The organism is Kitasatospora sp. NPDC059648 (assembly GCF_042734825.1).
Lineage (GTDB): Bacteria > Actinomycetota > Actinomycetes > Streptomycetales > Streptomycetaceae > Kitasatospora.
The window spans coordinates 75,852-98,606 of the sequence record NZ_JBHWDU010000006.1; the positions used below are offsets into that span (position 1 = coordinate 75,852).

Sequence of the window (22,755 nt, forward strand, 5' to 3'; positions counted from 1 at the left end):
ACGACAGGACAGCGCGCCGGAATGTGACGTCCGCCGGGCGCCTCACATTCCGGCGCACCGTCCTGTCGTAAGGAGCAGACGGAACCGAACGACAGGGAGGAACCACCGTGAACGACTTCCAGGCGATCGCCGATCTCGTCGAGATCCAGGCGCTGCAGGCCGAGTTCACCGACGCGGTGATGATGCGCGACGGCGACCGGCTCGCGGACCTGTTCACGCCGGACGGCGTGCTGCGGATGCCCAACGTCCCGATCGAGCTGGTCGGCAGGGAGCAGATCAACGCCGGGCGCAAGGAGCTCCAGGCCCGATGGGACTTCTTCGTGCAGAACACCCACCCGGGCTCGATCCGGATCGACGGCGACACCGCGACCGGACGCGCCCTCATGCACGAGATCGTCCGGTTGAAGGACGGTCTGGAGGGCCTCAACTACGCCGTCTACCACGATCGTTACCGGCGCACGGCGGACGGCTGGCGGTTCACCGAGCGGGTCTACGACGTCCGGTACGTCGACACCAGCCCGCTGGGCGGCTCGGCGCCGCGCCACGGGCAGGACCGCACCGCCTTCACCGCCCCGGCGGACGCGGAGCGCCTGGAGCGGACGGCCGCGGCACTGGCGGCGCGGGGCTTCACCGTCGAACTCCTCGACGGCGCCGCCGCCGCGCGCGCCCGCATCCGGGAGCTGGTCCCGGCGGACGCCGCCGTGTTCACCGCGGCCAGCGAGACGCTCCGGCTGTCCGGCATCGACGAGGACCTCAACACCGGTGGACGCTACCGGTCCGTCAAGTCCCGGGTGATGGCGATGGACCGGACCACCGAGGCGGACGACATCCGGCGCCTGCTGGCCGGCCCCGACGTCGCCGTGGGCAGCGTCGCCGCGGTCACCGAGACCGGCTCGCTGGTGATCGCCTCGGCCAGCGGCAGCCAGCTGCCCGGCAACGCCGGCGGGGCCGGCCAGGCGATCTGGGTCGTCGGCGCCCAGAAGGTGGTGCCCGATCTGCCCACCGCGATGCGGCGGTTGGAGGAGCACGTCCTCCCCCTGGAGGACACCCGCTCCCTGGCCGCCTACGGGCAGCCCAGCGCCGTCAACCAGCTCCTGGTGCTCAACGCGCCGACCCGCTTCTCCCGGGGCACCGTGCTGCTGCTGCGCGAGGCCATCGGGTACTGAACCGGCGCACGGGGACGCGGATGCGCGGGGAGTCGGCCGGGCCGGCTCCCCGCGCATCGCCGTACGTCAGCCCGATTCCGTGCCGGGCCCGGCGACCTGCGGCCCGGCGGGCTCCGGCTCCGCGCCCTCGGGCTCCGCACCCTCGGGCTTCGTGTGGAGCACCCGGCGCCCCTGCTCGGCGGCACGCGCGATGGCCTCGGAGATGAAGTCGAGGAAGCGGGCGATGTTCTCCAGCCGGACACCGGCGGGGGTCCCGGCACCGAGGACGCCGACGCCCTGGCGGGTGGTGTCGCCGAGCTGGGCGGTCGCCCGGGCACTGACCACCATCGACCGGTACCACATGTCGTCGTCCATGAAGTAGCGCTCGCGGCGGCGTTCGTCGCGCTCCCGGCGCACCATGCCCTGGCTCTCCAGGAACGCGATCGATTTGGAGATGGTCGCCGGGCTGACCTGGAGGCGCTCGACGAGTTCGGCGGCGGTGAGGCTGCCGTCGTCGGTGATGTAGAGGCAGGCCAGCACCCGCGCCATCATCTTGGGCATGCCGGACTGCATCATGACGGTGGTGAGCACCTCCTCGAAGGCGCGCACCGCCTCGGCGTCACGGCCGTGCGGCTGCGGTGAGGCGTTCGGGCCCTGGGCCGCGGGCTGCCGGCGGCGCTGGGCCCGGTGGCCGGTGGCGCGGTGGGCGAGGTCGGCGCGGTAGGCGGTGGGGCCGCCGTTGCGCATCACCTCGCGGGTGACGGTCGAGGTCGGCCGGTCGAGGCGCCGGGCGATCTCCGCGTAGGCGAGGCCGTCGGCCAGTCCCAGCGCGATCTGCTGGCGTTCCTGCTGGGTGAGTCTGCCGCCCGGCATCGCGGCCTCCTTCGTGCTCCGTGTTCGGTCCCTCGGCACAAGATAGCGTTCACTTCCAGTCCATTGCAATGGATGGAACCGTGGCCGTTGCATTCTCTGCATGGGCCGTTGCAATGATTTCCCATCATCTACCTGCAGTTAGGCGATTCTTGCGCAACAAGTTAGTTGCCAGACCTATAAACGCAACGTAGCTTTTCCGGCATGGGAAAGCGGCCGGCCGCAGGGGCCGGTCGCCGGAGAAGGGAGAGACGACGATGCAGGAGCGCACCGACACCGCCGCCGGGGTCCCCGCCTGGTCGGGCACGGTCCAGGTCGACGACACCGCGCTGGCCGTCACCGACACCGGCGGCAGCGGCACCGCCGTGGTCTACCTGAACGGCTCCTACGCCGACCGGTCGCACTGGCGCCGCGTGATCGCCGACCTCGGGGACGGCTGCCGCCACATCTCGTACGACGAGCGCGCCCGCGGCAAGTCCGCCCTCGCCTCCGACTACTCCTTCGAGGCCTGCCTGCGCGACCTGGACGCCGTGCTGAACGCCCGAGGGGTGCGGCGCGCGGTCCTGGTCGGCTGGTCGTACGGCGCGATGGTCGCCGTGCACTACGCCGACCGCCACCCCGAGCGGGTGCTGGGCGCGGTCTCCGTGGACGGCGCGATGCCCGTCGAGCCGCTCGACGAGGCCGCCCAGGCCAGGATCCGCGGCCTCTTCCGTCGCCTCAGCCCGCTGTTCCGGTGTGCCGGCGCCTCGGCCTGGCCGCCCGGATGAGCGCCGCCCGGCACGCCGAGATCAACCTCGAACTGATCGGCCTGTCCGCCCCCGCCCTCCTCCGCCCGGTCTTCGACCGGCTCACTGTCCCCGTTCACTACGTCCTCGGCACCGCGGCAACCTGGGCGCCGACGAGAGGACGATCGAGGGCCTGCGCACCGTCATCACCGGGATCGCCGCCGACAGCCCGAACATCCGGATCGCCGCCAAGGTCCCCAGCAACCACTCCAAGATCCTGCGCAAGGACCACCGGACCGTCGCCGCGACCATCCACGCGATCGCCACCACCCCTCCCCAGCAGGGCAGTTGATCACCACCGCGCGGTGTCACGGCACCGCCCGCCGATCCGGCGGAACCGATGCCGGAACCGGGGGTTGACCTTGACCCGAGGTCAACCCCGACGCTAGAGGCATGACCACGAACGCGAACGCGCGAAGGAACACCGCCCGCCCCGCCCGGACCACCATGCTGCCGGTCGAGGACACCGCCCTGGCCGTCACCGACACCGGAGGCAGCGGCCGCCCGGTGCTCTACCTCAACGGCTCCTACTGCACCCAGAAGGACTGGCGCCACGTCATCGCCGAACTCGGCGACGGCTACCGGCACATCACCTTCGACGAACGGGCCCGCGGCAAGTCCCGGAAGTCCGCCGACTACACCTTCGAGGCCTGCCTGCGCGACATCGACGCCGTCCTCGCCGCCACCGGCGCCCGCAACCCGGTCGTCGTCGGCTGGTCCTACGGCGCCGCCCTCGCCCTGCACTGGTCCACCCGCAACCCCGACCGCCTGGCCGGCGCCGTCATGGTCGACGGCGGATACCCCTGGGACTACCTCGCCACCGTCGAAGGCGGCCGCGAGGCCGGCAAGGAGCAGATCCGCAAGCTGTTCAAGCGGTTCGCCCCGCTGATGCCGCTTGTCCGCCCGTTCGGCATGGCCGCCCGGATGTCCGCCGCCGAGCACGCCGAGATCAACATCGAGCTCAACGAGATCGTCGCGGACAGCGCTCCCGTCTTCGACCTCGTCAGCTTCCCGATGCGCTACCTCGTCGCCACCGGCGCCAGCCTCGGCGGCACCGCCGAAGGCCTCGCCGCGATGCGCGCCACCCTCGATCCGGTCCTCGCCCGCAACCCCAACGTCCGGGTCAGCGCCACCGTCCCGAGCAAGCACACCACCATCGTCCGCAAGGACTTCCGCGCCATCGCCGCAGCCGTCCGGGAGGTTGCCTCCCTCCCGCACGGGCTGGTCAACTGACGCCATGACAGACGGAGTGACGATCAGCCAGGCCGCGGCCTTCGCCGGGGTCACGGTGAAGACCATCCGGCACTACCACAAGAACGGCCTGGTCGAGGAACCCGCGCGCGACCGCTCCGGCTACCGCCGCTACGGCAGCCCCGAACTCCTGAGGCTGGTCCAGGTGCGGACCTTGGCCGCGGCGGGCGTGCCGCTCGCCGAAATCGTCCCCATCCTCGACGCCGACCCCGAGGACTTCGCCACCGCCCTCGTCGACGTCGAGGAGAGCCTCACCGCCAGGATCGACGAACTGATCACCCGGCGTGAGACGCTGCGCCAACTCGCCACCGGAGACCGGGTTCTGCTGCCCGCCCGGGCCTGCGCCCTGCTCGACCGGATGCCCGGACTCGGCTTCGACGCGGACGACGTCAGGACGGCCCACGAGGGCCTGGTGCTGGTCCGGGCCCTGATGCCGGAGGGCTTCGACGACTACCTCACCCAGATCGAGCACGGCCTGGAGGACCCGCGGCACGTCGCCGTCGTGAAACTCACCTGGGGCGCCGGGAAGTGGGACCCGGACGACCCCAGGATCGAGGAACTCGCCGAGGAGGTCGCCGCCCACTTCGTCGCCGACCCCTCCCTGCTGCCCACCCTGGGCGGCCTCCGGACCCGCCAGGACGGCGACACCCGCCACGAACTCCTCACCCACCACGGCGAGGAGGAGCGGCCCGGCTGGACCCGGCTGACCGCACTGATCGAGGAGAAGCTGCGCGCCGCGGGCGTCGACGTCCCGTAGGGCCCCGCGGCTGCGCTACCCGTGGGCGGTGAGCGGCTTGCGGACGTGCTCCGCCGCTTCGGCCAGCGGGACGGATTCGGTCAGTCGGCCCGGCCGGCTTCCCGTGCTCCAGGATCCCCGGGAAAGGCGGCGCTCAACGTTCGTGCTGGGGGCCTCGGGCCTCAGGAGCAGTCGGAGCGGTAGGCGAAGGGCCAATCCGGGCAGTCAGGGCACTCGAACAGGTAGATGCCGCCCATGTCGCCGAGCATCAGACCGGGCGGGCACTGGACCCGCGTCCGCTCCTCGTACGGAAGGTCCCAGATCCCACCCTCCGCCGGGGTGTCCTCGACGGGCAGCCAGGTGCGCCAGCTCGCGCCGTCGAACTCGGCGCTGTTGACGGTCAGCAGGTGCGACATGGTGCGGTCGCAGGTCGGGCAGGCGGGCCAGTCCGGGTCCTGCGTCCAGGTCGGGTAGCCGCCGACCTTGATCCCGTCGGACATCTCTCCACATCGAGCGGACGCGGCGGAGTCGTACGAGTCATCGGGCGTCCTGCCTGCGGAGGGAACGAAGATCCACCCGTGTCTACCGGGGCCCCCTGCGAGACGCAAGGGGCCCGGTGGCGAAGCGGGTCGGCCCCGGCAGTGCCGGACGGGCGTCAGACGACGGCGAGCCGGTCCACCAGCAGTTCCACCCTCTGCTCGGCGTACTCCGGGGGGAGCCGTCCGGCCCGGGTGAGGGTGGCCAGCCCGTGCAGGGCGGCCCAGAAGGTCTCGGTGAAGACTCCCGGGTGGACGTCGTCGCCGGCGACCTCGGCGAGGCTCTCCAGCAGGGCGGCGAAGGCGTCCTTCAGGGGTTCCGGCGTGTCCTCCTGCGCGAAGGCGAGGCCGCCGTCGAGCCGGAACAGGGCGTCGTAGACCGCCGGGTTGCGCGCGGCGAAGTCGAGGTAGGTGCGGGCGAGTGCGGTGACCCGGGCGCGGGAGCCGTCCACGGCGGCGGTGGCGGCCCGGATCGCCGCCGCCATCTCGGTGGCGCCTTCGAGGGCGACCGCACCGATGATCTCGCGCTTGCCGCGGAAGTGGCTGTAGAGGACGGGTTGGCTGTACTCGATGCGCTCGGCGAGCCGCCGGGTGGTGACCGCGTCCCAGCCCTGCTGCTCGGCGAGTTCGCGGGCCGTCGCCACGATGAGGCGTTCGCGTTCCGCCCGTTCGCGCTGCTTGCGTTCTTGTACCGACATGATCCGACCCTAGCATCGCTAGACAAAAGAGCGACAGCAAGCCTAGTGTTGCCTCATCCGCTAGCAATGCTAGATGCCAGGGAGGGTCATCATGCTCAACGCACTTGAGGTCATCACCACCGTGGTCGTCGGGGTGATGGTGGGGGTGGAGTTCTCCGTCGCCTTCGTCATGAACCGGATCTTCAACGCGCTCCCCGAGGACAGCGACCAGCTCGCCCGCGCCCACGGCGGCCGGATGCTCGGCGCCGTGATGCCGTTCTGGTACATCGGCTCGCTCGTCCTCGCGGCGATCTGGGCCGTCGCCGGATGGCACCACCACGGAGCCGGTCTCGTCGTCACCGCCGGCGGGCTGCTGATCGTCAGCGTGGTCATGTCGGTGCTGCTGCTCGTCCCGATCAACAACCGGGGCAAGACGTGGACCCCGGAGAACCGGCCCACCGACTGGAAGGAGCAGATGAACCGCTGGGACCGCTACCACTACGTCCGCGTCGCCGTCATCATCGCCGCCTTCACCCTGCTGGTCGCGGCCCTCGCCTGAGCCCGGGAACAGCGGGTCACTGCTTCGGGAAAGCGGCGGTGACGGCCTTGGTGCGGGTGAGGACGGCGACCGGGAGGAGCGCGAGGGCGGAGAGGCCCTGGAGCACTGCGTACCAGGCCGGGCAGATGCCGGGGACGAGGTCGACGGCGATGACGGCGATCGGCATCACGGTGGAGAGGGTCCGGATGCGGTCGAAGGCCCTGTAGTCGCCCTCGGCGGCGCGGGTGGCCAGACGCAGGAGCACGGGAGCCAGGGCCGGGAAGACGACCCCGCGAATCCACATGAACGGGGTGGTCCCGTGGCCGGTGGAGGCCATGACCGCGACGGTCGCGAGGGTGATCAGCCCGATGGCGCCGAAGAGAGTGATGCACTTCTTCGCCGTGGAAAACGCCTGCCGGGCAGGGGAGTTGCCGAGGTTCGCCGTCGCAGTGATCGCCATGGTTCCGCCCTCCGTGTCGTGGTGGGAACGAATCTACGGAGGCCGCGAGCGACCCGACACCGGTCCAGCCCCACACCTGGGGTGGGGCTGGACCCACCCTGCTGTTCCTCAGCGTCGGCGGCCTCTTGCGGGTAGCAGGAGGCCGCCGGAATCAGAGCTCCCAGCGGAGCGACGTGCCGTCCGGAGCCGTGCAGCCCACGACCTGCCGACCGTCCGGGTCGGCTGCGAGCGTGAACCACTCCCGGCGGGGGCGGTTCTGGTCGAGCCAACTGCGGTGGGCGGCCTCGATGGCCTCCCAGAGGTCGCCCGGGCCGCTCCGGACGGCGGTGGTACCAAGGTGGAGGCCCGCCCAGAAGGAGAACCCGGGATCGTCCAGCACGCGCGGGCTGACCTCCGTCGTCCTGCCGGCCTGCGGCTCCGGTCTTTCCGGGACCGGTCCGTCTCCGGGACGCAGCGGCATGAAGGCGGCCGGGCGATGAAGGCCCGGCCGCCCGCCCGTCCGGCAGCTTCGTCAGCCGGGCCACCGCGCCGCCGATCGGGGCGACGATCAGGCCACCCGGCGCGCACTGGTCAAGCCAAGCCTGGGGGAGGCGACGGCTACCGCAGGTGGCGATGATCCGGTCGTACGGCGCTCCGCCCAAGTGCCCTTCCGCGCCATCGCCCCCGAGGACGGTCGGCTCGAAGCCCACCTCGGTCAGCCGGGCGCGGGCTACGGCCACCAGCTGCTCGCTACGGTCGAGGGTAGTGACGTGGGCCGCACCCGCGAGGTGGCAGAGCAGAGCGGCGTTGCAGCCCGTGCCCGTGCCGGTCTCCGACACCTGGTCCCCGCCTCTGACGTCCAGCGCGTCGAGCATGTCGGCCATCAGGCTCGGGAGGGTCGAGGAGGACGTCGGCACTCCGCGCTGTCCGTCCGGCGATGCGGCTTCCGCGCTACGTCGTCGACCTCGGTCACCAGCACCTGGTCCGCGTACACTTCGCGCAGCCACGCGTCGTCCGCCATGTCCTCGGAACGCCACGGCCGGTGGAGACCAGAGCCGTCCTCCCGGTAGAACACCGGAACGAAAGGATGCCGGGGCACATTGAGGAACGCCTCGACCACCCGCGAGGACAGCGCCGTGCTCCGTCTGTCGATCTCCGACGCCAGGACGATGCGGGCCTGCAGCAGTCGCCCGTGGCCGTGGAGGGCAGTCGTCATGCCCGGTCGGTCCCTTCAAGATGCTGCAGGTCGTGCTCGATCAGGTATTCGCCCTGGACGGCGAGGGTGCCCCGGTCCGTCAGGTAGAGGGTCGGGCACTCGCCCTCGTCGCAGGAACCCGCAAGCCGTGTCAGCTTCACGATGTCTCCTCGCTCGCCCGGTCTCCGGACGATGCTCCCGAGTCCCACCTGGCAGAGGCAAGGGGCTCACGTTTCCGGTACTGGAAACCGTCCAACTTCGAACAGACAGCCGATAGTTCGGCGGTGAATTGCTCATCGGCGCGGTCTTCGTCGCCCTCCTCGCCCTCGCGACGCCACCGTCGCCCTCGGCGTCATCGCGACCCTCAAGACGCAGCGCCCCGACGACGGCGACCGAACGCGTGCGGGCCCTCGCCTGGGAAGGCGAGGGCCCGCAGAGCGTCGAACGGTTCCGGGTCAGCCGCCGGACGGCTTCCGGGGTGAACCGCCGCCGAACCCGCTGCCACCGCCGCCGAAGCCACCGCCTGCGGAGCCTTCGACGAGCTGGCTGGCGTTGTACCCGCCGTTCGCGTCGGGCGTGCCGACGACGGTCACGCTCTGGCCGGGCTGGAGGTCGGCGACCTTGCCCTCCTTGTTGAGCTGGACCTTGGTCGAATCCCCCGTCGTCACCTTGACGGTGTTGCCGTTGGCGTCCGTGAGGTACACGGTCGAGCCGTCGACGGCCTTGACCGTGCCACGGGTGAAGCCACCCTGCCCCTGCCCCTGCCCTTGGCCCTGACCACCTCGGCGCCCACCGGCGCCCTGCCCGTAGCCGCCACCCGTCGCCGGTGCGCCGGCCGAAGCGGCCCGGGGCGAGGAGGACTTGCCGCTCGGAGTCCCCTGCCCCTGCTGGTACCAGACCCCGCCCGCGAACGCGCCCGTGGCGATCACGCCGCCCGCGAGCACCAGCGACAGCCAGGGCAGCTTCCGCCTCGGCGGCGCGGCCAGTTCCGCGCTCACGTCCCGCGAGTCCGGCGGGGTGGCCAGCAGGGCGACCTGTTCGTCGTGTTCCATCGAAGAAGTGCTCCTACTCGTGCCGGAGGGCGTCGATCGGCCGCAGGGAGGCGGCCCGGTTGGCGGGGTAGCTGCCGAAGAACAGTCCGATCGCGACGGCGATGCCGAACGCGCCGAGCACCGACTCGGGGATCACCACCGGCTTGATGCCGACGATGCTGAAGCGGGAGCCGACGATCCCGGCCGCCACGCCCAACCCCGCGCCGATCACCGACAGCAGCGTGGACTCGGTCAGGAACTGCCCCAGGATCACTGCCCGGGGGGCACCGAGCGCCTTGCGGATGCCGATCTCCCGCGTCCGCTCCGTGACCGTCACCAGCATGATGTTGGTGATCCCGATCCCGCCGACCAGCAGCGAGATGGCCGCGACCGCGCCGAGCAGCACGGTGAAGGTCTTCGTCGTGCTCTCCCTCGCCGTGAGCAGGGAAGCCTGGTTGGTGATCCGGAAGTCGGCCTTCGTCGGGTCTGCGATCGCGTGGGTGCCGAGCAGCACCCGGGTGATCTCCGACTGCGCCGCCGTCGTCGTGTCCGCGGAGGACGCCTGCACCAGGATCTGGTTGACCGCCCCGAAGCCCGTGAAGGCGTTCTGCACGGTCGGCAGCGGTGCGATCACCACGTCGTCGGGATCGGTGAACCCGCTGCCGCCCTTGGCCTGCAGCACGCCCACCACGGTGAACGGCGTCCCGCCGAGCACGATCTTCTTCCCGACCGGGTCCTCGGTGTCGAACAGCTGCTTGGCCGTCGTGGCGCCGAGCACTGCGACCTTGCGCGAACCGAGCACGTCGTCGTTGGTGAAGTACTCGCCGTGCGCGACCTTCTGGTTGGAGGTCTCGAAGTACGCGGGGTACGTCCCCACCACCGAGCCCGGGGTGTACGAGACGTTCCCGTACAGCGCCGTCGCGCTGGTGGTCACCACCGGCGCCACGGACTTGACCGCCGAGGAGTCGGCGTCGGTCGCCAGCGCCTTGGCGTCGGCGACGGTCAGCTTCTTCACCGAGGACACCGACCGCGAGCCCCCGGCCGCCGAACCGGCGCTGACCGTGAGCGAGTTGGTGCCGAGCGAGGTGATCGAGTCCTTCACCGCCTGCGAGGAGCCGTTGCCCACCGCCAGCAGCAGGATCACCGAGGCCACACCGATCAGCACCCCCAGCATGGTGAGCGCCGACCGCACCTTGTTGGCCGCGAGCCCACCCACCGCGAAGCGGAGCGTCTGCCAGAGGATCATGCCGGGACCCCCAGCCCGGCGAGCACGGGCGGAGGCCCGTCCACCGGCGCCTGCCGGACATCACTCACGATCTGCCCGTCGACGAGCCGCAGCACCCGCTTGGCGTGCCGGGCGACCTCGTCCTCGTGGGTGATCAGCACGACCGTGCGGCCGGTGGCGTTGAGCCCGTCGATCAGGCCCAGCACCTCCTCGGTGGAGCGGCTGTCCAGGTTGCCGGTGGGTTCGTCGGCGAGCAGCATGGCGGGTGCCGTGACCAGCGCCCGGGCCACCGCGACGCGCTGCTGCTGGCCGCCGGAGAGCTGGTTGGGCTTGTGCCCGGCGCGTTCGCCGAGGCCTACCAGCGACAGCGCGGCCATCGCCCGCCGCCGGCGCTCGGCGGCCCGTACGCCCGCGTAGGCGAGCGGCAGCTCGACCTGGGCGAGGGCGGTGGTGCGGGGGACCAGGTTGAAGGACTGGAAGACGAAGCCGATCTTGCGGTTGCGGACGAGGGCGAGCTGCTGCTCGTCCAGGTGGCCGACGTCGGTGCCGTCCAGCAGGTAACGGCCGGAGGTGGGGACGTCGAGGCAGCCGAGGATGTTCATCAGGGTGGACTTGCCGGAACCCGAACTGCCCATCACGGCAACGTAGTCGCCCTGCTCGATGTCCAGGTCGACGCCGGCCGGTTCGCCCGTCCCGGGCAGGGACGGGCCGCGCAGGGCGTGCACGGTGGCGTCGCCGTGCCCGTACGACTTGGTGAGCCGGCGGATCCGGATCACCGGTACGGGGTGCGCGGGGACGCGGTTGTCGATGACGTGCTGCATGCTCAGCCCTTACCGCCCCGGCCGCCGCCACCGCCGCCGCCACCGCCCGGGATGCCGACCGCGCCGCCGTTGCCGCCCCGGCCGCCGGCCCCGCCGCCGAAGCCCGGGAAGGAGCCGTTCGGGAAGCCGTTGTTGCCGCTGGTGGTGGGGAGTTCGACCTTGTCGCCCTCCTTGAGCCCGGAGACCACCTGCACGGTGCTGTCGCCCTCGACGCCCACGCCGACGTCCACCCGCTCGGTGGCGCCGCCCTCGTGCACCACCGTCGCGGTCCGCGAGGAGCCGGTGCCGGAGAGCGCCGAGGTCGGCAGCGAGAGCGCGTTGTCCGCCTCGCCGGTGATCACCTGGACGGTCGCACTGAGGCCGGTGCGCAGGGTGCTGGTGTCCCCGCTGAGCTGGAGGGTGGCCGCGTACTGGACGGCGGAGGAGCCGGCCGCGCCGCTCCCGCTGCTGGACGGCAGCGAACTGACCGACAGGACGGTCGCGTTGAGCTTGGTGTCGGACTGGGCGTTCAGGGTGACGGTCGCCGCCTCGCCCTTCTTCAGCTTGAGCGAGTCCAGCTCGGAGAAGTTGGCGGTGACCTGCATCCCGGTCGGGTTGGTCAGCACGATGAAGCCGCTCGGCGAGCCCGAACCGGCGCCCGTCCCGGTGGACTTGGCCGTGGAGGAGGAGCCCGAACCCGAGGACGGCGCCCCCACCGTGTCCCCGACCTTCGCCGAGACCGAGGCGACCGTCCCGTCCACCGAGGCGGTGAGCGTCGTACCGGCCAGCGCGGCCTGGGCGTTGGAGAGGTTGGTCTGCGCGATGGCGACCTGCTGCTGGGCCTGGGCGACGGCCGCGTCGTCGACCTTGGTGGTGGTGATGGTGGTGGTCTGCGGGGCGGGCGTACTGCTCCCGCCCGCCCCGCGACCGCCGCCGCTGCCGCCCTGCGGGGCCGTGGTGGCCCCGGGCAGCGGCTCGGTGGTGGTCGTGGTGACGCCGGCCTGCGCCTTGGCGAGGTTGGCGTTCGCCGTGGTGAGGGCCGACCGGGCGGCGTCCACCTGCTGCTGGGCCGCCGTGGTGTCGACGGTCGCCAGCACCTGCCCCTTCCTGACGGCGTCCCCGACCGCGACCTTGACGGAGGTGAGCCGCCCGCCGGTGGTGAAGTCCTGGGCGGCGTCGGTCGGCGAGACCAGGGTGCCGGTTCCGGACACGGTGGCCAGGACCGTCCCCTTGGCGACGGTCGCGGTACGCGTGGCCGGCTTGGCGGCCGCCGTGCCGCCGCTGCCGTTGACGGTGGCGTACACCAGGGCGGCACCGCCCAGGAGGGCCACGCCGAGCGCGGAGTTGACGAGGACGGCACCTCGCCGCCGTGGAAGCACCTTCATGGCGGACAGCTTCGCGGGGCGCTCTTGCGCTGCCCTGGGCGGCGGCTGGGAGAAGACTGACCGGCCGGATCCGGGCATTCCGCTCCAACCGCCCGCTCCGGAGGGGCGCCTTGGCCGGGCCGTGGGCGGTCGTTGGCCGAACTCCCAGCGGCCTCCCAGCGATCCCCAGCCATCCGGCAGGCCATCCTCAGACAGCTCACACCCACGGACGCGGCAGGGGCGCACCCCCGAGGAGTGCGCCCCTGTGGAAACAAGGACCGGCGAGGCGCCGGCACCGGCGGCCGATCAGCCGTCGATCTCCTTGCGGAAGGCCTCCGCCACCGACAGGAAGATCGTGTTGCCCTCGGCCTCGCCGATCGACACCCGCACGCCCTCCGGGAACGGCCGGACGATCACCCCGGCCGCGGCGCAGGCCGCGGCGAAGTCCGCCGAGCGCTCGCCGAGCCCGAGCCAGACGAAGTTGGCCTGCGAGTCGGGGACGTCCCAGCCCTGGGCGCGCAGCCCGGCGACGACCCGGTTGCGCTCCTCGACCAGCGCCTCGACCCGGACCAGCAGCGCCTCCTCCGCGCGCAGCGAGGCGACGGCGGCGTCCTGGGCGAGCTGGCTGACGCCGAACGGCACGGCGGTCTTGCGCAGGGCGGCCGCCACCGGCTCGTGGGCGATCGCGAAGCCGACCCGCAGGCCGGCCAGGCCGTACGCCTTGGAGAAGGTCCGCAGCACGCAGACGTTCGGGCGGTCGCGGTAGAGGTCGATGCCGTTGGGCACCTCGGGGTCGCGGATGAACTCGATGTAGGCCTCGTCGACGACCACCAGGACGTCGCCGGGGACGGCGTCGAGGAAGCGCTCCAGCTCGGCGCGGTGGACCACGTTGCCGGTGGGGTTGTTGGGGTTGCAGACGAAGATCAGCCGGGTGTTCGGGGTGACGGCGGCGAGCATCGCGTCCAGGTCGTGGTCGCCGTCGGCCTTGAGCGGGACCGGGACGGGCGTGGCACCGGCGATCTGGGTGATGATCGGGTAGGCCTCGAAGGAGCGCCAGGCGAAGATCACCTCATCGCCGGGGCCGGCCGTGGCGAGCACCAGCGACTGGGCGACGCCGACGGAGCCGGTGCCGAGGGCGATGTGCTCGGTGGGGACGCCGAAGCGCTCGGCCAGGACGGCGGTCAGCTCGCTGACGCCCATGTCGGGGTAGCGGTTGAACGAGCCGGCCGCCGCGACCGCCGCCTCCAGGACGCCGGGCAGCGGGTTGTTCGGGTTCTCGTTCGAGGACAGCTTGTAGGCGTCGGCGCCGGCCGGCTTGCCGGGCTTGTAGGTGGGGATGCCGTCCAGGCTCGGGCGCAGGCGCGGGCCCTGCGCTGAGGTACCACTGCTCACGGTCGTACTCCTTCGTGTTCTCTGCCGGTCCGCCCGCCCCGGCACGGTCGGGATCGCCGCCGCACCCCGGGCCCCGGCTCCGCCCCCGGGATCTCGGGACGCGCCTGCCGGACCACCCCGGTCGGGTGCCTTGCACGATACCGACCGCCCTCACCCGTAGGAGTGAGATGCCCGGACGGGTTACAGGCGCAGATCAGCCATTCTGCCCGGTTCCTTTGGCACATGTCAGAGGTAAGACGCCTGGTTTCAGAAGGGGATCGAAGGGGCGCACCCCGGCTCACTCTTGGAGAAACGTATCTCCGAAGGCTCCCGATGCGCCGGTCACAGACCCTTGTCAGGAGCCATACGATCGGTCCGCCATGACAGCAGCAGCCAACCAGAGCGGTCGGCGACCCACCACCTCACGGCGTCTGGAGCGGGCCGGCATCCGGGATGTGGCAGCAGCCGCCGGAGTGTCGATCACCACCGTCTCCGATGCGCTGAACGGGAAGGGCCGCCTGCCCGACGAGACCCGCAGCCGGGTGCGAGAGGTCGCCGAGCGCCTCGGCTACCGCCCCTCCGCGGCGGCCCGCACCCTGCGCACCGGACGGTCCGGCCTGATCGGGCTGACCGTCACGACCTACGGCGAAGAGCCCTTCACCTTCACCGAGTTCGCGTACTTCGCCGAGATGGCCCGGGCCGCCACCAGCGCCGCCCTGGGCCGTGGCTACGCGCTGGTGGTGCTGCCCGCCTCCTCCCGCCACGACGTCTGGGGCAACATCGCCCTGGACGGCACCGTGGTGATCGACCCGCCCGACCAGGACCCGCTGGTCAGCGAGCTGTACCGGTCCGGGGTGCCGGTGGTCAGCGACGGCAAGCCCGGCAACTGCCCGGTCACCGCCTGGGTCGACAACGACCACGAGGCGGCCGTGCTCGGCATCCTCGACCACCTCTCCGAGGCCGGCGCCCGCCGGATCGGCCTGCTCACCGGCACCAGCACCGACACCTACACCCGGCTCTCCACCGAGGCCTACCTCGGCTGGTGCACCAAGGTCGGCCAGGAGCCGGTGTACGAGGCCTACCCGGCGCACGACCCGGCGGCCGGCGCGGTCGCCGCCGACCGGCTGCTCGCCCGCCCCGACCGGCCGGACGCCGTGTACGGCCTGTTCGACCCCAACGGCACCGACCTGCTGGCCGCCGCCCGCCGCTACGGCCTGCGCGTGCCTGACGACCTGCTGCTGGTCTGCTGCAGCGAGAGCGACGTCTACGCGGCCACCGAGCCGCCCATCACCACTCTGTCGCTCAAGCCGCGCAAGATCGGCACCACCGTGGTCAACCTGCTCATCGACGCCATCGAGGGCGTCGACTCCGGGACGGGCGTGGACATCGCCCGGCTCTTTCCGCCGCGCTTCCGCACCGCCGGCAACGGCCCGCCGCCGGGCACCCTGATGCCGACCGAGCTGATCGTCCGCGCCTCCTCCCAGCGGCGGAGCCCGCGCACCACCGTCAGTCCGCCCCGTCCGCCGGGCGAGGTGTAGACCTCACGCGCACCGGCCGACGAGCGCCGGGAGGCCGGGAGGAGGCCGGGAGGCCGACGACCGGCGGGACCTTGACGACCGACGGGACGCCGGCCAGAGGCCGACGAGACCCTACCGAGCCGGGACAAAACGGACCTTGCGGCGCCGCCCGGCTGACGCTCCGGAGGATTGGATACCCACCAGGTGACGACGCCGGGAGAGTGGTCTTCCTATGATGGGCGAATGACACCCGAGGACCGCTTCCCCGGACCTGAGCACCCCCACTCAGGCCCCCGCCACCAGCCGGACCTCGACGTGCTGCCGTACGGCACCTACTACGAACCCGAGCCCGCCACCGGCTACCAGGGCGCGCCGTACGAAGCGGAGACCTACAGCGGCTACGGCGGCGCGCGCTACCTGGAGCAGCACTGGCCCGCCGACGGCCAGGGCCACACCGTGCACGCCCAGGGGCTCGGCACCGACCACGGGCCGGACCGGTCCCCGGTCTTCTCGCACCAGGGCCAGGGCGATTACGAGGGCGGTTACGAGGCCGCCGGGTACGAGGGCGGCTACGAGGCCCAGGAGCACGACGTCCACACCGGCCACGACGTCCAGGACCACCCCGGCTACGAGCCCACCCTCCCCGACCAGCCCTCCCCGGCCCTCCGGCTCCCCGACCGCGACGACCCGCCGACCATCGAGCTCGGCCCGCCGCTGCCCGACCCCGCCGCCCCGACCTATCCCTACCCGGCCCCCGGCCCCGGCGAGCCGCCCGGCCCGGTGTACGTGGTCGGCGACGTGCACGGCTACCTCGACGAGCTGCGCACCGAACTGCACCACCAGGGCCTGATCGACGCCGACGGCCACTGGTCGGCCGGCCGCGCCCGGATCTGGTTCCTCGGCGACTTCACCGACCGCGGCCCGGACGGCATCGGCGTCATCGACCTGGTCATGCAGCTCGCCGCCGAGGCGGCCGCGGCCGGCGGCTACTGCCGCGCCCTGATGGGCAATCACGAACTGCTCTTCCTCGGCGCCCACAAGTACGGCGACGAGCCCGTCCAGTCCACCGCCGGCACCGCCTCCTTCCTCGCCGCCTGGCGGCTCAACGGCGGCCAGCAGAACGACCTGGACCGGCTGGAGGCCCACCACATCAGCTGGCTGTCCCGGCTGCCCGCCATCGGGCTGGAGGACGGACACCTGCTGCTGCACTCCGACACCACCGCGTACCTGGAATACGGCGAGTCCATCCCCGACGTCAACGACGCGGTGCACAGCCTGCTCGCCGACGGCGGCGTGGACGAGTGGTGGGACTGCTTCCGCCGCTTCACCAAGCGCTTCGCCTTCCGCGGCGACGCCGGCCCGACGGCCGTCCACGAGCTGCTCGACACCTACGGCGGCTCCCGGATCGTGCACGGCCACAGCCCGATCCCGTACCTCACCGGCGCGGTGCACGCGGACGACGGGCAGCCGCCGCACATCCCGGGGCCGTACGTGTACGCGGACGACCTGGCGGTGGCGATGGACGGCGGGGTCACCATGGAGGGCCGGCTGCTGGTCGCCCGGCTGCCGATCTGACGCACCGTTCCGACGCACCGACCCGACGCACCGACCCGCCGTGATGATCTGACCGTCAATCAACGTCAGGGTTCAACGGAACATTTGTTCCCGGCGCCCGGACCCCCGCACGCGCGCCGTCCGGGGCGCGAAATTCCGGAAACCGACTGTCAGCGCGGCCACACCCGCCCCTACCATGAGGCACACCACACCCGGCCGCCCGTCCGGCGGCCCGCCTCCGCGCCCGTCCCGGCGTTCCGAGGGTGTCCCGCGTCCCCGATGCGGCCCCGCGCCCTCGATGCCGGCCGGCGTCCGCATGAACGGGGTCCCCATGTCCAACCCCCCGCCGCTGCACGCCGAGGACCGCCCGGAGTACGAGCGCCTCCTCGGCGAAGCCCTGCGCGACCGCACCGTCCTCACCGCCCTGCGCGCCCCGGGCGCGCTCACCGCCGACCAGCTGCGCGTCCTCGCCCTGCGCGACGCCGACGCCGTCAACGACGCGGCCGCCACCGAGTACGCCCACTACACCGCGCTGCGCGAGAGCCTGCGCGCCACACCCGCACCACCGGCCGACGTCGAACCGTACGCCCCCGGGCTCCTCAGCCAGCTGCGCTCCACCGACGGGGGCGCCGGGCTGTTCCCCGTCCTCATCGTGCTCACCCCGATCCTCGCCTGGTCCGCCGGGCTGGTCCTGCTGCTGGTCGGCTACGTGCTGCGCGCCGTCGACTCCGGCCTCCTGCTCGGCCACTCCATGGTCACCGCCGGCTGGGTCGCACTCGCCGCCGGGGTCGCCGCGATGGCCGTCGGCGTCGTCGGACTGCTGCTCACCGCCATACGCGACGGCGCCGCGGCCGTCCCGCCCGGCACCGACCCGGAGCTCGCCGCCGAACTCGCCGCCGCCCGGGCCGAATGGCGCACCGCCCTGCGCGAGCGCGGCCTGCTGCCGTACCTCCGCACCCACCTGCCGGGCGCGCCCGGCCGTTCGGCCCCCGGCTTCGCCGGCCCCGGGTACAGCCCGCCCGCCTTCACCAGCCCCGGCACCGGCGGCCTCACCGACGCCGACGGCCGCACCCCCCGGCCCGCGGCCTTCACCACACCGGACTTCACCGGGCCCGGCTACACCCCGCCCGACTTCACCGGACCGGACGACGTCCGCTGACGCCGTGGGCACTGTCCCGGGGGGCTGCCGCCGAGGCCCAACAGCTCCTCGTCCTCCTCCCCGCCGACCCCGAAACCGCCACCCACCGCACCCGACTGACCCGCCCGGCCGCCCCCGCCTCCGCGCCATCTCCTGACGGACCCGCCGCCCCCGGCCCCCGGCTCCGGACGCAGCGCTACGAACCCCCACCCCCAGCGGCCACGTCCGCCGCAGCCCGGATGAACTCCCGAACCCGCTCGGTACTGTTGGCCGGCAGCCAGATCGGACCCCGCTCGATCAGCGGGGCGTCGTGGATGGGGACGTAGGCGAGGTCCGGTCGGGGGTAGTACCGGCGGCAGAGTTCGCCGACGGGGAGGACGCCGCGCCCCATGGCGACCAGGCTGAGCATCTCGGAGAAGGTGGCACCGGCGGGGCCCTTGGTGACGGGCCGGCCGGAAGGGGTGCGGTCGGGGGTGCGGTCCCGCTTGAAGCCGATCGAGGTGACCGCCGGGTACTGCACCACCGGGTGGTCCGCGAGCACCTCCAGCGACACCGAGGCCTCGGCGGCCAGCGGGTGCCCGGCCGGGACGGCCAGGGCGCGCCGCTCGGTGAGCAGGACCGGGCCGAGCGCCATGCCGTCGAAGGGGTAGGAGGCGACCAGGACGTCGATCGAGCCGTCCTCCAGGCTGAAGCGGGAGTTGGAAAGGTGCGCCTCCCGCACGTCCACCCGGCAGTCCGGGTGCCGCTCGCCGAACAGCGCGACCGCCCTGAGCAGCACCGGGGCCGTCCACTCCCCGAGGAACGCGACCCGGAGCTCGCCGGTCACCCCCCGGCCGGCGTCCACCGCCCGGCGCAGCGCCTGCTCCATCGCGGCCACCACCGGGGCGAGGTCCTCGGCCAGCTGGCGCCCGACCGGGGTGAGCCGTACGAACCGGCTGGTGCGGTCGAACAGCGGTGCGCCGACCCGGCGCTCCAGCTTCCTGACGACCTGGCTCACCCGGCCGGTGGTGAGGCCCAGCCGCTCGGCGGTCCGGCCGAAGTGCAGCTCCTCGGCGAGCGCGAGGAAGACCTCTGTCTCCAGCCGCTCCAGCATGCCGCCCCCGTCCCTGCCGCCGCGCACCCGGCATCGTTTAATCCAGCTCAACGATCGTACGGGGATCCGGCATTGATGATCGCTTCCGTCCGGAGGATCGTGGAACCCGTCCAAGCGGAACCCACATCCCCGGAGCCGATCACCATGCGCGTCGTCGCCCTCGACCACCTGGTCCTCAACGTGGCCGACATCGAGCGGTCCCTGGCCTTCTACACCGGCCTCCTCGGCCTGGAACCGGTCCGGGTCGACGAGTGGCGGGCCGGCAAGGTCTCCTTCCCCTCCGTCCGGGTCAACTCCGCGACGATCATCGACCTGTTCGACCGCCCCCGGCACGAGTCCAACGTCGACCACATCTGCCTCACCGTGGAGCCCCTCGACTGGCAGGAGGTCGTCGACTCGGGCGTCTTCACCGTCCTCGACGGCCCCGGCCCCCGCTACGGCGCCCGCGGCACCGGCACCTCCCTCTACGTCCAGGATCCGGACGGCAACACCGTCGAACTCCGCTGGTACTCCCAGGACGCCGGCGAGCGCACGGATTGATCACCGGCCGGGCACAGGGTGACCGCCACGAGCCGAACGGCTCGACGAAGGTTCACCGGCGCGCCCGGCGTCCGGCCTGCCGGTCCAGCCGTTGGCGCGCCCCCCTGGCCGCGGTGAGTTGGCGCACCAGCTGGTGGAGCGAGATGACGCCGGTGAGCGGTGGCAGCCCGGAGACGACGACGGCGGGCAGCGTCCAGGGGACGTCGGCGACGCACAATCCGGCCGCGAGAGCGGAGAAGAGCACGACCACCACCCAGGAGTGGAACGGCTGGCGCCCGTGCTGGACCGAACGCAGGACCGACAGGCAACCCGCGAGCCACGGTCCGTAGACGACCACCGGCCACACCCGCGACAGTCCGCGCGGCACGCACGGGAAGGCCAGTTCCTGGAGGGGCCCGTAGGAGAACACCAGGCTCAGCACGCAGGCCGTGGTCACCGTCAGCGCCGTCAGCGCGCCGAAGGCGGAGCTGACCAGGTGGGGCCAGGACGGGCGGGGAAAGGGAGGGCGCCGGCGGTGCCGGGAAGTCGACGGGCCGACCGGTCCGCCCGTCGCACGGGGGCCGGACGGTTCCACCGGCGCTCGCTGAGGCGGCACGAACGGCGTCTCGTTCTCCCAGCCGACGGCTGACGCGACGACGGGCCTGAACGCCTGGGCGTCACCGGGCGCGGCGCCGAGGCCGTAGGCGAAACCGTCGTCGTACCACTCGCCCGCAGGGCGGGCCTCCTCGCGGCCCCGGTCCACGGACGCGGCCCACCCCTCGTGGTTCGCCTCGTCGTAGCCGCGGGCCCCGTACGCGCCGAGGCGTTCGGTCATCCGGTCGTACACGGCAGCCTCCCCATGCGATCGGCCGGCTTCGGATCGCTCCCGCGGCCGGCCCGGTCCGGCGCGGAGCAGCTCGGTGGTACCGACGGCGTCACGATTCCTCCGGGAAGAGCAGGGCGCCGATCCGCGCCGCGAAGTCGCTCTCCAGCTGGCCGATCTTCCGCACGAGGTCGGCCAGCGGGCGCGAGGTGTGCGACAGGACGACCCGCTCGCCGTTGCGCGACAGGTAGCCGGTGGACACGTCGCCCACGGCGTTCCGGCGGTCGGGGACGAAGAGCCACGTCCCGAGCGGGGCGATCGGCTCCCGCACCGGAGGCGACGGGGCGTAGGGCAGGCATGGTGAAGTCACGGGTTCATCAACGAGAAGCGGCGGGCGCGGTTTTACGGCGTACGGGCGTCCTTCCATATTCGATATCGGCGATGCTCTGCAAAATTACCCAGAGCGAAGAGCCGGGGGGTGAATATTTTCCCGCTCCGGGGCGCGCACACGAAGAGACGACACGAAGCGCCGGAGCACGGGTAATCCTATACTCAACACCGGCGCCGCTCGCCAAAATTCCCCAAGTAAAACAATTACAAGAGAAACGTTTCTGCTTTTCGCGCGATGCTATGTTTCCGACTTGCTCTTGGCATATTCATCGGCTTGCGCCGGGTCGAACGGACCCTGGGAGGCTTCTTGCTGTCCTGGAAGGAATACCTGGAAGCGGTAAGGTTGCATCGCCAAGGATGGTCGATAATCAGGATCTCCCGGCACCTCGGGCGTGATCGAAAAACCGTGAGGTCCTACCTCCGGGGAGAGCGGCTCCCCGGCACCAGAATTCCGCCTCGGGACGGATTCCTCCAGTTCCTGCCGTACTGCCGCCAGCGTCTCGCGGAGGACCCGCACCTGGCCGCCACCGTCCTCTTCGAGGAGATCGTCGACCTCGGCTACGAGGGTGGTTATTCGACCTTCACCGGGGCCCTGCGCAGACACCAGGCCCGGCCGCGCTGCCGCCAATGCCAGGACCTGGCCGCGGCCGCGAGCGGGCGGCCCGCTCCCGGACCGGGCGAAGGAGCCGTCGATTTCGACTGGCTGCGACTCCCCGAGCCGCCGCCGTCCTGGGGCTACGGCCACCGGGCGGGACTGCTGGTGGGCTCGCTCACCGGCCCCGGCGCGGGCGCAGGCCGCGGCCTCGGCCGCTGGGCGGTGGCGCTGGCGGAGGACCAGGAGCTGCCCCACCTCGTCGAAGCCGTCGACATCGTGCTGAGACGACTCGGTGGCACCGCCGGATGCTGGCGGTTCGGCCGGACGCCGACCGTGTGGTGCCCGCGGACCGACCGGATGACACCGGAGTTCCGGCAGGTGGCCGAGCACTACGGCGTGCGCGTCGAGTGCCGGCTGCCGGCCGACCAGCGCTCATACACCCGCCGGACCCTGGACGAGGCCGTCCGCTCGTGGTGGCGCGAGCTGCCGGAGGACACCGGCCTCCGGGACGCCTGGGACGGTCTGAGCCGGTGCGCCGCACGCCTGGACGCCCGGCGGGGGAGCACCGGCACCGCAGCTCTTCGGGAGCTGCCCGCCCCCTACCCGGTTCGGGTCCGCGCCCGCCGTACCGTCACCGCCCAGGGGCTGGTGCCCTTCCGAGGCAACTTCTACGCCCTGCCGGAGCACCTGGTCGACGCACCGGTGGAAGTCCGCCGACGCCTCGACCAGTCCCACCTGTCCATCGCCACCCCCGCCGGCGCCGTGATCGCCCGCTGCCCGCTCGCTCCGGCGGAGGCCGGGCTGACGGTCGTCGAGCACAGCAGTGCGATCACCGTGCTGGAGCGCCACCCGGCACCGGTGCCCGCCGACGCCCCGCTCTGCCAGCGGAACACGCCGCGTCCGCCGTCCCCGCAGGCCCTGGCCGAAGCCGACGCGCTACGCGCCCGGTTCGCCCTCCAGCGCACCCGTCGGACCGACGGGGAGGGCAAGGCCGCGGCACCCCGGGTGCCCGCCCCGCGGGAGCGTCCGACCGGCGGCGCCGGGAGCTGAGCAGTCCCCGCACGAGTCCGACCGGCCGCCGCACAGCGGGCGACCGGCCGCCGGCGGCCGGTCCGGTGAGCGGCCCTCCGACGAGGGCGCCACCGGAACAGACGAGGGCGCCA

The 22,755-nt window shown here is 72.4% G+C and carries 25 protein-coding genes and 1 pseudogene; 10 read left to right on the top strand and 16 right to left on the bottom strand.

The features are described 5' to 3' along the window. The first annotated feature begins 107 nt into the window (after positions 1-107). Positions 108-1,166, top strand: coding sequence for a nuclear transport factor 2 family protein (locus ACFV1W_RS06115; RefSeq protein WP_380413565.1), 1,059 nt, complete (start codon positions 108-110; stop codon positions 1,164-1,166). A gap of 66 nt (positions 1,167-1,232) precedes the next feature. On the opposite strand, the gene ACFV1W_RS06120 is transcribed toward ACFV1W_RS06115, so the two are convergent. Beyond that, positions 1,233-2,018: a helix-turn-helix domain-containing protein gene (locus tag ACFV1W_RS06120; protein WP_380413567.1), complete on the bottom strand. Its 786-nt coding sequence runs from the start codon at positions 2,016-2,018 to the stop codon at positions 1,233-1,235. Positions 2,019-2,272: 254 nt separating this feature from the next. On the opposite strand from ACFV1W_RS06120, the gene ACFV1W_RS06125 reads away from it, so the two are divergent. From ACFV1W_RS06125 to ACFV1W_RS06135, 3 genes are all read left to right on the top strand, one after another. Then, positions 2,273-2,782 carry an alpha/beta fold hydrolase gene (locus ACFV1W_RS06125; protein ID WP_380413569.1) on the top strand — a complete coding sequence of 170 codons (510 nt, stop codon included), beginning with the start codon at positions 2,273-2,275 and terminating at the stop codon, positions 2,780-2,782. 411 nt (positions 2,783-3,193) lie between these two features. After that, a complete protein-coding gene (locus ACFV1W_RS06130) occupies positions 3,194-4,033 on the top strand; it encodes an alpha/beta fold hydrolase (RefSeq protein ID WP_380413571.1) in 840 nt (279 codons plus the stop codon). 4 nt (positions 4,034-4,037) lie between these two features. Then, on the top strand, positions 4,038-4,808 hold the full coding sequence (locus tag ACFV1W_RS06135; protein WP_380413573.1) for a MerR family DNA-binding transcriptional regulator: 771 nt from the start codon (positions 4,038-4,040) through the stop codon (positions 4,806-4,808). 161 nt (positions 4,809-4,969) lie between these two features. Here the strand turns inward: ACFV1W_RS06135 and ACFV1W_RS06140 are convergent, their stop codons facing one another. Together ACFV1W_RS06140 and ACFV1W_RS06145 are read right to left on the bottom strand one after the other, a co-directional pair. Beyond that, entirely contained in the window at positions 4,970-5,287 is a 318-nt protein-coding gene (locus tag ACFV1W_RS06140; RefSeq protein ID WP_380413575.1) for a hypothetical protein, read from the bottom strand. Between the two features lie 155 nt (positions 5,288-5,442). Continuing rightward, positions 5,443-6,021 (bottom strand): TetR/AcrR family transcriptional regulator, encoded by a 579-nt coding sequence (locus ACFV1W_RS06145; RefSeq protein ID WP_380413577.1) that lies wholly within the window; start codon positions 6,019-6,021, stop codon positions 5,443-5,445. A gap of 91 nt (positions 6,022-6,112) precedes the next feature. Here ACFV1W_RS06145 and ACFV1W_RS06150 point away from each other — a divergent pair, with 91 nt between their 5' ends. Beyond that, positions 6,113-6,559: an anthrone oxygenase family protein gene (locus ACFV1W_RS06150; protein ID WP_380413579.1), complete on the top strand. Its 447-nt coding sequence runs from the start codon at positions 6,113-6,115 to the stop codon at positions 6,557-6,559. Positions 6,560-6,575: 16 nt separating this feature from the next. On the opposite strand, the gene ACFV1W_RS06155 is transcribed toward ACFV1W_RS06150, so the two are convergent. From ACFV1W_RS06155 to hisC, 10 genes and pseudogenes are all read right to left on the bottom strand, one after another. Beyond that, the gene (locus ACFV1W_RS06155; protein WP_380413581.1) at positions 6,576-6,998 is read right to left on the bottom strand and encodes a hypothetical protein; all 423 of its coding nucleotides are present in this window, start codon (positions 6,996-6,998) and stop codon (positions 6,576-6,578) included. Between the two features lie 151 nt (positions 6,999-7,149). Then, on the bottom strand, positions 7,150-7,377 hold the full coding sequence (locus ACFV1W_RS06160) for a hypothetical protein (RefSeq protein WP_380413715.1): 228 nt from the start codon (positions 7,375-7,377) through the stop codon (positions 7,150-7,152). Positions 7,378-7,585: 208 nt separating this feature from the next. Continuing rightward, positions 7,586-7,861: pseudogene (locus tag ACFV1W_RS06165) on the bottom strand (methyltransferase domain-containing protein); the annotation flags it as partial. Further along, a complete protein-coding gene (locus tag ACFV1W_RS06170) occupies positions 7,861-8,193 on the bottom strand; it encodes a hypothetical protein (protein WP_380413582.1) in 333 nt (110 codons plus the stop codon). The pseudogene ACFV1W_RS06165 and the gene ACFV1W_RS06170, both read right to left, overlap by 1 nt. Further along, complete coding sequence (locus ACFV1W_RS06175) at positions 8,190-8,333, bottom strand: hypothetical protein (RefSeq protein WP_380413584.1); 144 nt, start codon at positions 8,331-8,333, stop codon at positions 8,190-8,192. Before ACFV1W_RS06175 ends, ACFV1W_RS06170 begins: the two co-directional genes overlap by 4 nt. 294 nt (positions 8,334-8,627) lie before the next feature. After that, on the bottom strand, positions 8,628-9,224 hold the full coding sequence (locus tag ACFV1W_RS06180) for a hypothetical protein (protein WP_380413586.1): 597 nt from the start codon (positions 9,222-9,224) through the stop codon (positions 8,628-8,630). Between the two features lie 13 nt (positions 9,225-9,237). After that, on the bottom strand, positions 9,238-10,449 hold the full coding sequence (locus tag ACFV1W_RS06185) for an ABC transporter permease (protein WP_380413588.1): 1,212 nt from the start codon (positions 10,447-10,449) through the stop codon (positions 9,238-9,240). After that, entirely contained in the window at positions 10,446-11,249 is an 804-nt protein-coding gene (locus ACFV1W_RS06190; protein WP_380413590.1) for an ABC transporter ATP-binding protein, read from the bottom strand. The genes ACFV1W_RS06185 and ACFV1W_RS06190 overlap by 4 nt, the downstream gene beginning before the upstream one ends. A 2-nt stretch (positions 11,250-11,251) precedes the next feature. Further along, positions 11,252-12,613, bottom strand: coding sequence for an efflux RND transporter periplasmic adaptor subunit (locus ACFV1W_RS06195; protein WP_380413592.1), 1,362 nt, complete (start codon positions 12,611-12,613; stop codon positions 11,252-11,254). A 285-nt stretch (positions 12,614-12,898) separates the two neighbouring features. Next, positions 12,899-13,984 (bottom strand): histidinol-phosphate transaminase, encoded by a 1,086-nt coding sequence (hisC, locus tag ACFV1W_RS06200; protein WP_380413594.1) that lies wholly within the window; start codon positions 13,982-13,984, stop codon positions 12,899-12,901. A 359-nt stretch (positions 13,985-14,343) separates the two neighbouring features. On the opposite strand from hisC, the gene ACFV1W_RS06205 reads away from it, so the two are divergent. The 3 genes from ACFV1W_RS06205 (at position 14,344) to ACFV1W_RS06215 (ending at position 18,193) form a co-directional block, all read left to right on the top strand. After that, positions 14,344-15,501, top strand: coding sequence for a LacI family DNA-binding transcriptional regulator (locus tag ACFV1W_RS06205; protein ID WP_350523668.1), 1,158 nt, complete (start codon positions 14,344-14,346; stop codon positions 15,499-15,501). Positions 15,502-15,723: 222 nt separating this feature from the next. Continuing rightward, the gene (locus ACFV1W_RS06210) at positions 15,724-17,055 is read left to right on the top strand and encodes a metallophosphoesterase (RefSeq protein WP_380413596.1); all 1,332 of its coding nucleotides are present in this window, start codon (positions 15,724-15,726) and stop codon (positions 17,053-17,055) included. A 310-nt stretch (positions 17,056-17,365) separates the two neighbouring features. After that, complete coding sequence (locus ACFV1W_RS06215; RefSeq protein ID WP_380413598.1) at positions 17,366-18,193, top strand: hypothetical protein; 828 nt, start codon at positions 17,366-17,368, stop codon at positions 18,191-18,193. A gap of 175 nt (positions 18,194-18,368) precedes the next feature. Here ACFV1W_RS06215 and ACFV1W_RS06220 read toward each other — a convergent pair whose 3' ends face one another. Beyond that, positions 18,369-19,265, bottom strand: a complete 897-nt coding sequence (locus ACFV1W_RS06220; RefSeq protein ID WP_380413600.1) for a LysR family transcriptional regulator — start codon at positions 19,263-19,265, stop codon at positions 18,369-18,371. Between the two features lie 144 nt (positions 19,266-19,409). Here ACFV1W_RS06220 and ACFV1W_RS06225 point away from each other — a divergent pair, with 144 nt between their 5' ends. Continuing rightward, positions 19,410-19,805: a VOC family protein gene (locus tag ACFV1W_RS06225; RefSeq protein WP_380413602.1), complete on the top strand. Its 396-nt coding sequence runs from the start codon at positions 19,410-19,412 to the stop codon at positions 19,803-19,805. Positions 19,806-19,857: 52 nt separating this feature from the next. Here the strand turns inward: ACFV1W_RS06225 and ACFV1W_RS06230 are convergent, their stop codons facing one another. Next, on the bottom strand, positions 19,858-20,631 hold the full coding sequence (locus ACFV1W_RS06230) for a hypothetical protein (protein WP_380413604.1): 774 nt from the start codon (positions 20,629-20,631) through the stop codon (positions 19,858-19,860). 88 nt (positions 20,632-20,719) lie between these two features. Next, entirely contained in the window at positions 20,720-20,977 is a 258-nt protein-coding gene (locus ACFV1W_RS06235) for a hypothetical protein (protein ID WP_380413606.1), read from the bottom strand. Between the two features lie 255 nt (positions 20,978-21,232). On the opposite strand from ACFV1W_RS06235, the gene ACFV1W_RS06240 reads away from it, so the two are divergent. Next, positions 21,233-22,642 carry an IS21 family transposase gene (locus ACFV1W_RS06240; protein ID WP_380413607.1) on the top strand — a complete coding sequence of 470 codons (1,410 nt, stop codon included), beginning with the start codon at positions 21,233-21,235 and terminating at the stop codon, positions 22,640-22,642. Positions 22,643-22,755 lie beyond the last annotated feature (113 nt).